At 67.1% G+C, this 12626-nt stretch carries 9 protein-coding genes; all 9 read left to right on the top strand.

The window, feature by feature from the left end; translation table 11 throughout:
* The first annotated feature begins 62 nt into the window (after window positions 1-62).
* The 9 genes from EZ304_RS00295 (at window position 63) to EZ304_RS00250 (ending at window position 12592) form a co-directional block, all read left to right on the top strand.
* A complete protein-coding gene (locus EZ304_RS00295) occupies window positions 63-2312 on the top strand; it encodes a methyl-accepting chemotaxis protein (RefSeq protein ID WP_142805910.1) in 2250 nt (749 codons plus the stop codon).
* A gap of 157 nt (window positions 2313-2469) precedes the next feature.
* Window positions 2470-3243, top strand: coding sequence for a flagellar brake protein (locus EZ304_RS00290; protein WP_099552078.1), 774 nt, complete (start codon window positions 2470-2472; stop codon window positions 3241-3243).
* A gap of 231 nt (window positions 3244-3474) precedes the next feature.
* Complete coding sequence (locus tag EZ304_RS00285) at window positions 3475-3966, top strand: chemotaxis protein CheW (RefSeq protein WP_142805909.1); 492 nt, start codon at window positions 3475-3477, stop codon at window positions 3964-3966.
* Between the two features lie 136 nt (window positions 3967-4102).
* Complete coding sequence (locus EZ304_RS00280) at window positions 4103-4486, top strand: hypothetical protein (RefSeq protein WP_005409515.1); 384 nt, start codon at window positions 4103-4105, stop codon at window positions 4484-4486.
* Between the two features lie 101 nt (window positions 4487-4587).
* Window positions 4588-6966, top strand: a complete 2379-nt coding sequence (locus EZ304_RS00275; protein ID WP_099552081.1) for a methyl-accepting chemotaxis protein — start codon at window positions 4588-4590, stop codon at window positions 6964-6966.
* Window positions 6967-7751: 785 nt separating this feature from the next.
* Window positions 7752-10022, top strand: coding sequence for a methyl-accepting chemotaxis protein (locus EZ304_RS00265; protein ID WP_142805907.1), 2271 nt, complete (start codon window positions 7752-7754; stop codon window positions 10020-10022).
* A 37-nt stretch (window positions 10023-10059) separates the two neighbouring features.
* Window positions 10060-10929 (top strand): CheR family methyltransferase, encoded by an 870-nt coding sequence (locus EZ304_RS00260; protein WP_142805906.1) that lies wholly within the window; start codon window positions 10060-10062, stop codon window positions 10927-10929.
* Window positions 10926-11522: a chemoreceptor glutamine deamidase CheD gene (gene cheD, locus EZ304_RS00255; protein ID WP_014037083.1), complete on the top strand. Its 597-nt coding sequence runs from the start codon at window positions 10926-10928 to the stop codon at window positions 11520-11522. Before EZ304_RS00260 ends, cheD begins: the two co-directional genes overlap by 4 nt.
* Window positions 11519-12592 (top strand): protein-glutamate methylesterase/protein-glutamine glutaminase, encoded by a 1074-nt coding sequence (locus EZ304_RS00250; RefSeq protein ID WP_142805905.1) that lies wholly within the window; start codon window positions 11519-11521, stop codon window positions 12590-12592. Before cheD ends, EZ304_RS00250 begins: the two co-directional genes overlap by 4 nt.
* Window positions 12593-12626 lie beyond the last annotated feature (34 nt).

Genomic DNA, 12626 nt, shown 5'->3' with positions numbered 1-12626 from the left:
CTCTGCAACCACCCCCAGCCGACGCAACAGCGCCGGCGCCCTGCCCACCTGGAGCATCCTGCATGAAGTGGTTCCACGATCTGCCCATCGCCCGCAAGCTGGCCGTGGGGTTCACCCTCACCACCCTGATGACCGTCGTACTGGGTGCCTTCGCCCTGGTCCGCCTGTCCGAGGCCAACGCGCAGCTGAGCGCCATGGCCTCCAACGATATTCCGTCCGTGCAGTACCTCGGCGAAGTGCGCTCGCAGCTGGGTGAGTTCCGTACCTATGAGCTGGCCCAGCTGAGCATGCTGGACCAGCCCGAGAAGGTGGCCGACTACAACAAGCGCATGGACGACACCGCCGCCGTCGTGCGCGAACAGCTGGCCGCGTACGCCAAGCTGCCGGCCGGCGCCAAGGAGCGCGAGCTCTACCGCGCCGTGCAGGCCGACGTCGATGGCTACTTCGCAGCCAATGCCAAGCTGCGCGAAGCGGCCACCGCCGGCGATGGCGTCGTCGCACGGCAGATCTCCGACGACCAGTCGCGCCCACTGCGCCGCAAAGCCTTTGAAGACCTCAAGGCACTGGGCGCGTACAGCAGCTCGCTGATGCAGGGCAAGATCGACAACGCCAATGCCACCCACCGCAACAGCATGCTGGCTATCATTGCCGCCGTCGTATTGCTGGTTGTGGTCGCCGCAACCCTGGCGGTGGTCATCTCACGCGCCGTGGTCGGCCCGCTCGGCAAGGCCGTGAACGCCATCCAGGCCGTCGCACGCGGCGACCTCAGCGTCACCACCCAGAGCACCGGCAAGGACGAGGCTGGCCGCATGCTGGCGGCCACCACCGAAATGACCGCGATGCTGCGCCGCTTCTCCGAGCAGACCCAGCTGATGGCGCAGATGCACGCCGGCCCGGACATCAGCCACCGCATTCCGGAAGACTTCCCGGGCGTCTACGGGCAGCTGGCCAGCGGCATCAACACGGTCATCTTCGAGCATCTCGACTCGATCCGCGATGCCATCGACGTGCTCAACCAGTACGCCACCGGCAACCTTGCCCCGGACGCACGCCGCCTGCCGGGCAGCCGCGCGATCCTGCACGAGTCGATGGATGCGGCCAAGGCCAGCCTGCTGGCCATCAACACGCAGATCCAGCAGCTGGCCTCGGCCGCCGCCGCCGGCGACTTCAGCCAGCGCGGTGATGCGCAGCGTTTCGATCACGATTTCCGCGTGATGATCGAGCAGCTCAACAGCATGATGCAGGTGGCCGACGGCAACCTCGGCCAGCTCTCGCAGCTGCTGCAGTCGATCGCCGCCGGCGACCTGACCGCACGCATGGACGGCCAGTTCAACGGCGTGTTCGCACGCATGCGTGACGACGCCAACACCACCGTTGCACAGCTGACCCAGATCGTCGGCCAGATCCAGGCCAGCGCCAGCAGCATCACCCTGGCCGCCGGCGAGATTGCTTCGGGCAACAGTGATCTGTCGCGCCGTACCGAGCAGCAGGCCGCCAATCTGGAAGAAACCGCCGCCTCGATGGAGGAACTGACCTCCACCGTGCGCCAGAACGCCGAGCACGCCCGCCAGGCCAACCAGCTCGCCATCGGCGCGCATGGCGTCGCCTCGCAGGGCGGTGAAGTGGTCGGCCAGGTGGTCAGCACGATGTCGGCCATCGAAGCCTCGTCGAAGAAGATCGCCGAGATCATCTCGGTCATCGACGGCATCGCCTTCCAGACCAACATCCTGGCGCTGAATGCTGCAGTGGAAGCCGCGCGTGCCGGTGAACAGGGCCGCGGCTTCGCCGTGGTCGCCAGCGAAGTGCGTACCCTGGCCCAGCGCTCGGCCGCTGCCGCCAAGGAGATCAAGGGCCTGATCGATGATTCGGTCGGCAAGGTCGCTGAAGGCTCCAGCCTGGTGCACCAGGCCGGCAGCACCATGGGCGAGATCGTCGCCTCGGTGCAGCGCGTGACCGACATCATGGCCGAGATCTCTGCGGCTTCGCAGGAACAATCGGCCGGCATCGAGCAGGTCAACCAGACCGTGGTGCAGATGGACGAGACCACCCAGCAGAACGCTGCGCTGGTGGAGGAAGCCACGGCGGCCGCACGCGCGATGGAAGACCAGGCCGTGCAGCTGGGCGAGGCAGTGGCGCGCTTCCGGTTGGCATCGCAGGGCGTCGCCGCTGCACCGGCACGGCTGGCAAATGCGCCGCAGCCACGCCAGGTCGCGGCCGCTCTGCCCGCCACCAAGGCAGCACCGACACGACCGTTGCGCGCATCGGCCGCCCAGCCGGCGCTGGCTGCCGAGGGTGATTGGCAGGAGTTCTGATGTACCCGGGGTCAGATCCCCTTCCCACGGGAAGGGATCTGACCCCCTACGCATGGAAAGTGATGCAAATCTCACTTCATAATCCAATGCAGAGGCCGATATCCCCATCGAGCCTCGCGCCAACGCGTGCTGGCGCCCGCCCCTGATCACAGATTCCATGTCCGACGGCCACGACACTGAACTGCACGATGTCCACGCGGCCGACGCCGCGGACGAACGCTTCCTGGTCCGCAACCCCCGCCAGCTGCGGCAGCTGCTGCGCTCGCTGATCGACCAGCGATCACTGATCAATGCGCATATCGACGGCCGGGACCGTTCGTTCCCGACCGCCCTGCTTGATCTCGACGAGGACGAAGACTACCTGCTGCTCGACGGCAGCCCGCAGGAGGCATCGAACCGTGCCGCCGAGCAGGCCGACCATCTGCTCTGCTTCGCCCAGCTTGAACGTGTCCTTGTGCGGTTCCGCCTGCACGCGCTGCAGCGCGTGGACAACGATGGCCACGTCGCCTTCCGCGCCCCGTTGCCGGACGAACTGGTGCACCTGCAGCGCCGCGAGCTGTACCGGCTGGAGACCCCCGTCACCGACTCGCCACAGCTGCTGCTGCCACCCGGCGAAGCCCGCGCCGAAGCACTTTCAATGCGGGTGGTGGACATCAGCGGTGGTGGCCTGGCCGTGGTGGTGCCCAACGACTGCGCCGTGTTCGGCCTGCAGAAGCGCTACACGGCGCAGCTGTCGCTGCCCGATGGCCCGGACCTGGACATCGAACTGGTGGTCTGCAACCTGCTGCCGCAGCGACAGCCCAACGGCATCGAGGTCAAGCGCGTGGGCATGCGCTTTGACAGCCTGCCGCGCGGTGGCGACAGCGCCATCCAGCGCTACATCTTCCGCATCGACCGCCAGCGCAAGGCCCGCCGCAACGGCGAACTGTAGGACCGCCCGACCGGCAGTGCCGGCCGCTGGCCGGCAACCTGCACATTGCCGTTGCCGGCCAGCGGCCGGCACTACCGATCTTCGGCGGATCCACGCCATTTGCGGATGCCCACCCCGCCCCGGCAGATCCACGCCCTGCGTGGATGCCCCAGGCGCCACACCTAAAGTCCCCCCACGCGGGGCCGATATCGAGCCTGACACCGGGACTTCCGGCAGAACCAGGACCCCTCGATGAACGACAAGACCAGCTCCGCCGCCAGCGCCGGTGGCGAATTCCTCAGCTTCACCCTCGGCGCCGAACACTACGGCGTGGACATCCTCAAGGTGCAGGAAATCCGTGGCTACGATGCGGTCACCCGCGTGCCGGATGCCCCGGACTACATCAAGGGCGTGATCAACCTGCGCGGCACCATCGTCCCGGTCATCGACCTGCGCCTGAAGCTGCGCCTGGACAACGCCCGCTACGACGCCTTCACCGTGATGATCGTGCTCAACGTCGAAGACCGCGTGGTCGGCATCGTGGTCGACAGCGTGTCGGACGTGATCCCGCTGTCGGCCGAGCAGATCCGCCCGACCCCGGAGTTCGGCGCTGCGGTCGATACCCGCTTCATCTCCGGCATCAGCACCCACGACGACCGCATGCTGATCCTGCTGGACATCGAGACCCTGCTCGACAGCGCCGACATGGGCCAGACCACCCTCGCCGAAGACGCTGCCGCCTGACCCAGCGGACCTGCTTCACGTTCTGGTCACAAAACCCTTCAGTTCCCCCCGGCAGTGCCGATAGGGGGACAGAAGCCGGTCGCGCAGGAGCGCGCGGAACCGGAACGACCATCACCATCCCCGGAGATACACCTCGATGAAGTCCCTGCTTGCGTTCGTTTCGGCCGCTGTCCTGGCCACCACCGCTTCCTCCGCGTTCGCCCAGGCGGCCGACATGATCCCGCCGGAACTGGCCCCGCGTTCGGTCGGCAAGGACGGCATGGTCTGTGGCAAGGTCGAAAAGGCCCGCTACGCAGAAGGTTCCGAAGGCCAGCCGACCTTCCTGTACATGGGCGGCGCCTTCCCGCGCCACACCTTCTCGGCCCGCATCGCCGGCGAGAACCGCGGCAAGTTCTCCTTCCCGCTGGAAACCCTGGAAGGCAAGACCGTGTGCGTGATCGGCAAGATCCAGCGCGACGCCTCGCGCGCGGAAATCGAAGTCAGCTCGCCGGCGGGCCTGAAGCTGGCCAACATCAAGTAATCCGCTGTCCGTCGAACCACGCCGGAGCTTGTGCCGGCGTGGTTTCTGCTGCAACCGGGCCCGATGCCCGGACGCGTCTGCCTTAGGAGATCGCAACGCCCATGCCGTGGATCAACAACCTGAAACTGATGCCGAAGCTGCTGTTGACCTTCGGTGTCCTCCTGCTGGTGATGCTGCTGCAGGGCATCGTCGCCTATCGCGGACTGCATTCGCTGAACAACGTCACCACCGAGCTGGCCGGTTCGCGCATGGAAAGCATCCGCATGGCCGGCGAGATGCGCGGCATGCTGGGCGAGTACCGCAATGCCGCCTACCAGCAGCTGATCCGCGCCAGCGATGACGTCAAGTCCGACGCGCGCAAGCAGGCCGTCGACCTGCGCACCAGCATGGACACGTCGATCAAGGACTACCCGAAGCTGGTCGACAACGCGCAGCAGAAGAAGCTGTTCGATACCTTCGCCAAGGAGTGGAAGGACGCCCTGGCCTCCTACGACAGCGTCACCGAGATGCTGGAGCTGGACCTGCCGGACGATGCCATCGATACCTTCGTGGGCGAGACCCGCACCAAGCACCGCAAGGCTGCTTCGGCGCTGGAAGCGCTGATCGCCGAAGACAACCGCCTCGCCCGCGCCTCGCGCGAAGAGGCCGCGTCCACCTATTCCGCCTCCGCCGTGCTGACCGTGATCGCCCTGCTGGGCGGCGCCGCACTCGGCCTGGTCCTGGTCTGGCTGTTCGCCCGCGCCCTGGTCGGCAGCGTACGTGGCGCCGTTTCGGTCGCCAACGACGTCGCCGGCGGCAAGCTCGATGGCCACATCGACGTCAGCCGCCAGGACGAAGTAGGCGAGCTGATGCAGGCCATGCAGCGCATGCAGCGCGACCTGCGCGAGCGCATCGAAACCGACCAGGCCGTTGCCCGCGAGAACCTGCGCATCCGCACCGCGCTGGACTACAGTTCGACCGGCGTCTACCTGACCGATACCAGCAACACCATCGTCTACAGCAACCGCGCCCTGCAGCAGACCCTGAGCCAGTACCAGGATGAAGTGCGCCGCGACCTGCCGGACTTCGACGCCCAGGCCTCGCTGATCGGCAAGCCGGTCACCGTGCTGGAACACCGCGGCGAGATGGACCAGACCCTGCTGGGCAACCTGAAGGCGCACGGCGTTGCCCGTCGCCCGATGCAGTACGGCGATGCCCAGTTCGCACAGGTGGTGTCGACCATCCGCAATGAAGGCGGCGACACCGTTGGCTACGTGGTGGAATGGCGCGACCGCACCCAGGAAGCCCTGGTCGAAGCCGAAGTGGCGCGCGTCATCGCCCAGGCGGCTGCCGGCGACCTGTCCGGCCGCATCGATGCCAGCGACAAGGAAGGCTTCTTCCTGCAGCTGGCACAGCAGATCAACGGCCTGCTCGACGCCAACGCCGGCAGCATCGAACAGATCTCCGGCCTGCTCGCCGCGCTGTCGCAGGGTGACCTGACCGTGCGCATGCACGGCGATTACCAGGGTGTGTTCGCCCGCATGCGCGACGACGCCAACGCCACTGCCGCGCAGCTGAGCGAGATCGTCACCCGCATCAAGCAGTCCAGCCGCGCGATCAGTTCGGCCGCCGGCGAAATCGCCTCCGGCAACAGCGACCTGTCGCGCCGTACCGAGCAGCAGGCCGCCAACCTGGAAGAGACCGCTGCCTCGATGGAGGAACTGACCTCCACCGTGCGCCAGAACGCCGAGCACGCCCGCCAGGCCAACCAGCTCGCCATCGGCGCGCATGGTGTCGCCTCGCAGGGCGGTGATGTGGTCGGCCAGGTTGTCACCACCATGTCGGCCATCGAAGCCTCCTCGAAGAAGATCGCCGAGATCATCTCGGTCATCGACGGCATCGCCTTCCAGACCAACATCCTGGCGCTGAATGCTGCGGTGGAAGCCGCGCGTGCCGGTGAACAGGGCCGTGGCTTTGCCGTGGTCGCCAGTGAAGTGCGCACCCTGGCCCAGCGCTCGGCTGCCGCCGCCAAGGAGATCAAGGGCCTGATCGACGATTCGGTCGGCAAGGTCAACGACGGCTCGGCACTGGTGCACAAGGCAGGCGCCACCATGGGCGAGATCGTCGCCTCGGTGCAGCGCGTGACCGACATCATGGCCGAGATCTCCGCCGCTTCGCAGGAACAGTCGGCCGGCATCGAGCAGGTCAACCAGACCGTGGTGCAGATGGACGAGACCACCCAGCAGAACGCTGCGCTGGTGGAAGAAGCCACCGCCGCCGCACGTGCGATGGAAGAACAGGCCGGCCACCTCAGCGAGGCCGTGTCGATCTTCGTGGTCGACGAAGCCGAAGCCGTGGTCGCCCCGCCGCGCGCCGCTGCCCCGGCCCCGCGTACTGCTGCACCGGCAGCACCGGCTCCGGCTGCCCCGCCCGCCCGCCGCACTGCGGGTGGTCGCCCGATGGCCACCGAGCTGGCCGACGGAGACTGGCAGGAGTTCTGAGTCCTGCGGCTGCACGCTTTGAAGACGCCCTGGCCCCGTGCCGGGGCGTTTTCGTTTACGGGGGTTCCGGGTTCCAGCCAACGGCAGAGCCCCTCGGGGTGGTCGCGAAAGGCGTGGGCTATTGAGGTTGGCCGGGCGGGTGGGCCGCGCGGGGGACGCTGCAAGTACGTCCCTGTAAGCTCGTAGGCGCCATCCATGGCGCCTGCGCCCCCGCGCAACCCACCCACCCGGCCCCGGACAGTTTCCCGCGCGTCCACCCCGGATTGAAGAAAGAAAAGCAAAAGCAGCACCTGCATTGCTCACGGGGTCAGATCCGTTTTCCGCAGGAAAACGGATCTGACCCCTCTTTCCACTTGGAAACCCAACACTCTTGCCGTCCGACACCGGGATATCGAATGGGCCGGGCCAGGGTGGGTTGGCGGGGGTGTCCGCGGCATGGATGCCGCGGCCAAGCCCCCAGGGACGGGTTTACGGCGTCCCCCGCCAACCCACCCTGGCCTGGCCCTTTTCGCAACCCGTGACCGCCGACCAACCGCCGTTGCTGCTGCCGTTGCGGTTGCCGTTGCCGTTGCCGTTGCCGTTGCCGTTGCCGTTGCCGTTGCCGTTGCCGTTGCTTCAAAAGCCTGCCGCAGGCAGCGCCGCAGCCGCCGCTGCAAGGAAACCTGAATACGTTCGGACACGACACCTCAATCCCCCGCCCCAGCGGCCGATAACGGGGTTGTCACGGCTTGTCCCGCCGCTGACCGGCTCGGCGCCGCCCGCCCGCTTCGACCTGGTCCTGCTCGATGAATCTCCTGCATCGCTGGCAACACTACTTCAGCAATCTCTCCGTCCGGCGCAAGCTCAACCTGCTGACGCTGCTCATCGCGCTCGGCGTGATCGCGCTCTCGGTGATCGCCGCCCGCATGCAGTACCTGGACCTCACCGAGACCCGCAAGACCGCGCTGAAGACCCAGGTCGAACTCAGCTACGGCATCCTCCAGCACTACCATCGCCTGGCCGGCACCGGCGAGCTCAGCGAGGACGCCGCGAAGAGCGCCGCGCTGCAGGCCCTGGAGGTGATGCGTGCCGAGAACGATGCGTACTACTTCAACATCTACGACACCGGCTACCGCCTGCTGATGCACCCGTTCCGCAAGGACCTGGTCGGCAAGGACATGAAGGACTTCCGTACCGACGACGGCGTGCGCATCTATTACGACCAGGTCGAAGCGGCCAAGGCCGGCGGCGGTTTCGTCAACTACCGCTGGGCCAAGCCCGGCAGCAAGGGCGAGGTCGAGAAGGTCGCCTACGCCGGCCTGTTCGCGCCCTGGAACTGGGTGGTCAGCAGCGGCGTCTACATGGACGACGTCCAGCAGCAGGCGCTGGTGTTCACCGCCATCATGGCGGTCTCCGGTGGCGTGCTGGTGCTGATCGTCCTGGCCCTGAGCTGGGTCATCGGCAATCGCATCGCGCGCCCGCTGAAGCAGGCCACCGCCGTCGCCGAAGGCATCGCCAATGGCAAGCTGGACAGCCATATCGGTCCGCAGGCGCATGACGAACCGGGCCGCCTGCTGGAGGCCATGTCCGGCATGCAGCAGCAGCTGCACGCGGTGATCGGCGGCCAGCGCGAAATGGCCCGCCGTCACGATGCCGGCGAACTGAGCTACCGCATCGACGCCAGCGCCTTCCCTGGCGAGTACGGGCTGATGGTGCAGGAGACCAATACCCTGGTCGGCAGCCACGTGCAGACCCTGCATGACGTGCTGGACGTGGTACAGCAGTATGCAGTCGGCGATCTGAGCCGCGACATCGCCCGCTACCCTGGCGAAAAGGCAGCGATGACCACCACTGTCGACACCGTCAAGGCCAACCTCGGCCGCATCAACGCCGAAATCAAGCAACTGGCCAGTGCCGCCGCTGCCGGCGACTTCAGCCGTCGTGGCGATGCACAGCGCTTCGATCACGATTTCCGCCTGATGCTGGAAAACCTCAACGCGATGATGGCGGTCAGCGATGACAACCTCGGCAAGCTCTCGCAGCTGCTGTCGGCCATCGCCGAAGGTGACCTGACCGCGCGCATGCACGGCGACTACCAGGGCGTGTTCGCGCGCATGCGCGACGACGCCAACACCACGGTCGCGCAGCTGACCCAGATCGTCGGCCAGATCCAGGCCAGCGCCAGCAGCATCACCCTGGCCGCCGGCGAGATTGCTTCGGGCAACAGTGATCTGTCGCGCCGTACCGAGCAGCAGGCCGCCAACCTGGAAGAAACCGCCGCCTCGATGGAGGAACTGACCTCCACCGTGCGCCAGAACGCCGAGCACGCCCGCCAGGCCAACCAGCTCGCCATCGGCGCGCACGGTGTCGCCTCGCAGGGCGGTGATGTGGTCGGCCAGGTGGTCACCACCATGTCGGCCATCGAAGCCTCCTCGAAGAAGATCGCCGAGATCATCTCGGTCATCGACGGCATCGCCTTCCAGACCAACATCCTGGCGCTGAATGCTGCGGTGGAAGCTGCGCGCGCCGGGGAACAGGGCCGTGGCTTTGCCGTGGTCGCCAGTGAAGTGCGCACCCTGGCCCAGCGCTCGGCTGCCGCCGCCAAGGAGATCAAGGGCCTGATCGACGATTCGGTCGGCAAGGTCGCCGAAGGCTCCAGCCTGGTCCACCAGGCCGGCAGCACCATGGGCGAGATCGTCGCCTCGGTGCAGCGCGTGACCGACATCATGGCCGAGATCTCTGCGGCTTCGCAGGAGCAGTCGGCCGGCATCGAGCAGGTCAACCAGACCGTGGTGCAGATGGACGAGACCACCCAGCAGAACGCTGCGCTGGTGGAGGAAGCCACTGCTGCCGCACGCGCGATGGAAGACCAGGCAGCGCAGCTCGCCGACGCCGTGGCGATCTTCCGCCTCGACAACCAGGTCTCCGCTGCAGTGAAGGCTGCGACGGAACGCGTGGAACCGGCACGCATCACCACCATGGCACGTCCGCAGCCGACCCGCGCGCCCGCGCCGGTCCGCCGCAGCAGCAACGCCAGCACCTTCGTCGCCAGCGACAGCGACTGGCAGGAATTCTGAGACCCACCTGCGGTGGCTTCGGCCACCGCCCTCGCCGATGGACACGTCCCCCGTGCAAAGTCCTACTCCCATCGTCACCGGTCCGCGCGAATTCGAGTTCGCCGACCGTGATTTCCGCCGCGTCTGCGACCTGATCTACCAGCGCGTGGGCATCGCCCTTGCCCCGGCAAAACGCGACATGGTCTATGGCCGCCTGTCGCGCCGCCTGCGCACGCTGGGCATGCGCAGCTTCCAGCAGTACCTGGACCATCTGGAGCAGGAAGATGGTGACGAATGGCAGGCGTTCACCAACGCCCTGACCACCAACCTGACCTCGTTCTTCCGCGAGCCACACCACTTCGACAAGCTGCGCGAAGAGCTGCAGCAGCGCTCCGGCCACACGCCGCTGCTGCTGTGGTCGTGCGCGGCATCCACCGGTGAAGAGCCCTATTCGATGGCGATTACCGCCTGCGAGGCCTTCGGTACGCTGAAGCCGCCGGTGCGCATCGTTGCTACCGACGTCGATACCCAGGTACTGGCCACCGCCGGCCGTGGCGTCTACAACATCGACCGTGTCGCCAATCTCGACCCGGACCTGCGCCGCCGCTACTTCCAGCGTGGCAGCGGTCCCAACGAGGGCCAGTGCCGCGTGCTGCCGGCGCTGCGCGAGCTGATCGAGTTCCGTCCGCTGAACCTGCTCGCCCCACGCTACGACGTCGGCGGCCCGTTCGATGCCCTGTTCTGCCGCAATGTGATGATCTACTTCGACAAGCCGACCCAGCGCGCCATCCTCGGCCGCCTTGTGCAGCACCTTGCCGACGATGGCCTGCTCTACACCGGACACTCGGAGAACTACCTGCACGCCGCCGACCTGATCCAGCCCTGCGGGCGCACCCTGTACCGCCGCGCGGCAAAGGCCGGCGCATGAACGCCTCGCTGCGTACTGACGATGTGATGCGCTACCAGGATGCGCGCTTCCAGACCATTGCCGCCAAGCTGCTGCCGACCCAGTACCTGGTGGTCGATGACACCACCGCGCTGACCACCACCCTGGGTTCGTGCGTGGCGGCCTGCCTGCGCGACCCGGTGCTGAAGATCGGCGGCATGAACCACTTCCTGCTGCCGGAAGGCAACGCTGGCGACGGTGCGCCCGCACGCTACGGCAGCTATGCGATGGAGCTGCTGATCAACGACATGCTCAAGCGCGGCGCGCACCGCAAGCGCATCGAGGCAAAGGTGTTCGGCGGCGCCAACGTACTGAAGGGCTTCACCAGCAATCCGGTCGGCACCCGCAACGCCGAGTTCGTGCGCCAATACCTGCAGGCCGAGCATATTCCGATCATCGCCGAGGACCTCTGCGGCATCCATCCGCGCAAGATCTGGTTCTTCGCCGATACCGGCCGCGTGGTGGTGCAGCGCCTGCCGCACGCCCACGAGGCCGAGGTGGCTGCCACCGAATCGGCGGTGCGTGCGCGCCTGTCCAAGGCCCCGGTCACCGGTGGCGTGGAGCTGTTCGAATGACCCTGACCGGCAACGCCCCCTGCCGGGTCCTGATCGTCGACGACTCCGCCGTCGTGCGCCAGATGCTCACCGAGATCCCGTCCAGCGACCCGACCATCGACGTGGTTGGCACCGCCGCCGACCCGCTGCTGGCGCGCGAGAAGATCAAGCGCCTGGCCCCGGACGTGATCACGCTGGACGTGGAAATGCCACGCATGGACGGCCTGGCCTTCCTGGAAAACCTGATGCGGCTGCACCCGCTGCCAGTGGTGATGATCTCGTCGCTGACCGAACGCGGCGCCGACACCACGCTGCAGGCGTTGGCATTGGGCGCAGTGGACTTCGTCTCCAAGCCCAAGCTGGACGTCGCGCGCGGCCTGCAGGGCTACGCCGATGAGATCATCGCCAAGGTCAAGATGGCGGCGCGCTCACGGGTACGTCCGCTGGTGCGGACTGCAGTCCCGAAGCTCACGCTGGACACAGCCCCCTCGATGCGCCCTGCCTCACCACAGTTCCGCACCACCGACCGCCTGATCGCGATTGGTTCTTCGGCCGGCGGCACCGAAGCACTGCGCGTGGTGCTGGAAGGCATGCCTGCGGATGCTCCCGCCGTGGTGATGACCCAGCACCTGCCCGCCAGCTTCAGCAGCGCCTTTGCCGAACGACTGGATCGGCACTCGGCGATGGCCGTGCGCGAGGCCAGCGACGGCGAGGCGGTACTGCCCGGCCATGCCTACCTGCCTCCTGGCGGCAAGCACCTGCGCATCATCCGCGACGGTGCGCGCTGGCGCTGCCGCGTCGACGATGGCCCGGCGGTGAACCGTCACAAGCCCGCGGTCGACGTGCTGTTCCGTTCGGTCGCGCAGAGCGCGGGCGGCAACGCCATCGGCGCCATCCTCACCGGCATGGGTGACGACGGCGCGCGCGGCCTGCTGGAAATGCGCCAGGCCGGCGCGCCGACGCTGGTCCAGGATGAAGCCACCAGCGTGGTCTGGGGCATGCCCGGTGCCGCGTTCAAGCTTGGGGCGGCCGACGAACAGGTTCCGCTGGAACGTATTGCCGAACGACTGTTGGCGCTCGCCCGCGGCTGATCGTCCGCGGCATCGCACCGTCTCATTCCCTCTT

Source organism: Stenotrophomonas maltophilia, from assembly GCF_006974125.1.
In the GTDB taxonomy this organism is placed as follows: Bacteria; Pseudomonadota; Gammaproteobacteria; order Xanthomonadales; family Xanthomonadaceae; genus Stenotrophomonas; species Stenotrophomonas maltophilia_O.
This window is presented reverse-complemented; position numbering and strand designations above follow the sequence as displayed.